This window comes from Desulfovibrio sp. 1214_IL3152, from assembly GCF_036763055.1.
Taxonomy (GTDB): domain Bacteria; phylum Desulfobacterota; class Desulfovibrionia; order Desulfovibrionales; family Desulfovibrionaceae; genus Desulfovibrio.
The window spans coordinates 1-1382 of the sequence record NZ_JBAIYW010000600.1; the positions used below are offsets into that span (position 1 = coordinate 1).

The 1382-nt window shown below is 60.9% G+C and carries 1 protein-coding gene and 1 pseudogene; both read right to left on the minus strand.

The genetic code is table 11. The features are described from left to right. Positions 1 to 617, minus strand: a pseudogene (locus V6C07_RS12665) (tRNA uridine-5-carboxymethylaminomethyl(34) synthesis GTPase MnmE); the annotation flags it as partial. Positions 618 to 1165: 548 nt separating this feature from the next. Beyond that, on the minus strand, positions 1166 to 1382 hold a 217-nt coding region (locus V6C07_RS12670; RefSeq protein WP_333536835.1), incomplete at its 5' end, for a R3H domain-containing nucleic acid-binding protein.

Here is a 1382-nt window from a genome sequence, read left to right on the forward strand (position 1 = left end):
CGCAAGGCTGCCTCCACCTTTGCCACGGCCGTGCTGAAGGAGGGCGCATCCATGCCCTCCACTTCGTCTTCAGGAAAATCCACGGCCACGCAAACCTGCATGCGCAGGTCTTCAAGCTCACGGCGCAGAGTCTCTGTCCGACGGGCAAGCAGACCGTCCAGGCGATTCAGGCCATAACGCAAAGCCTCACGCGAAGGCGCGGCAATAAGTTCGGCCACGGCTTCGGCCTGGCTCAGATCCATACGGCCATTGATAAAGGCACGACGCGAAAACTCGCCCTGCTGCGCCTGGCGCGCGCCGAGGCGCAACGCGGCCTCCAGCACTGACTGCACGATAAACGGGCCGCCGTGACAGTGGATTTCAGCCACATCCTCGCCGGTAAAACTGCGCGGGCCGGGCATAAAGACCGCCAGCACGTCGTCCAGGTTTTCACCGTTCCAGTCCACAACACGCCCCCTGTGCAGAAACCAGGGGCGAAAATTTTCAAACTTCGGCGACATGGGCAAAAACATGCGCGCGAGCGTCTGCTTGGCCCTGGGACCGGAAATACGCACAATGCCTACCCCTCCGGAACCGGGGGGCGTGGCAATGGCTGCTATGGTATCGTTGGTGCTCATGATGTTATATTGCCCCGCGGGTACGCCGGGCGCGCGTGTCGTGACGCGGCGTGAATGTCCAAAAAATGCGGCCTCCGCCTTTCGCGCGGGGCGAAACAAGTGAAAGCCGCGATAATCCGACGTACGGCAATGCCTTTTTACGACAAATTCCGTGGCAGCATACCCGGTACTGGCTCCACAGTCCATACGAAAGCGCTTCGGCTGCCGGATGTGCGCACCAGAGCAAACATTGCACAACATTTGGGTATGCGGCCTGTTAAAGGCAGGGGGCTGTTCAAACCGTGAGAGCAAGAAAAAAGCAGACCTTCGAAAGTCTGCTCCCGGCCATTTTGCCCCCGTGCTGCGCGGGCTCGTCCTGCGCTGCGGCAGGGCTTTCCAGGCCAGCAAACCTGACGAGACGAATCGCGCGGGAAAGCGTGCGCAGCGCCGGACAGCCCATAATTGACAGCGCTCCGCCCGTGCCTGCGCGGAGCAGGTCCCACCAAAACACTACGGCGCGGATTTTTTATTCATCCGCGCCGTAATATAGCCTGTTGCCTGGCAATACGCTAATTTTTTTCGGTCTTCCTGCGCAGGATGACCACCCGTTTCAGGGGGCCGTCGCCCGTGCTGCGCGTCTGCACGTCAGTGGCGTCCTGAAGACAGACATGCACAATCCGGCGATGATAGGAAGACAGGGGCCGCGTGGAGTAGGAGCGGCCGCTCTGACGCACCTTGTCGGCCAGGGCAAGGGCCATTTCGCGCAGCCTTTCGTCCTGACGGCGG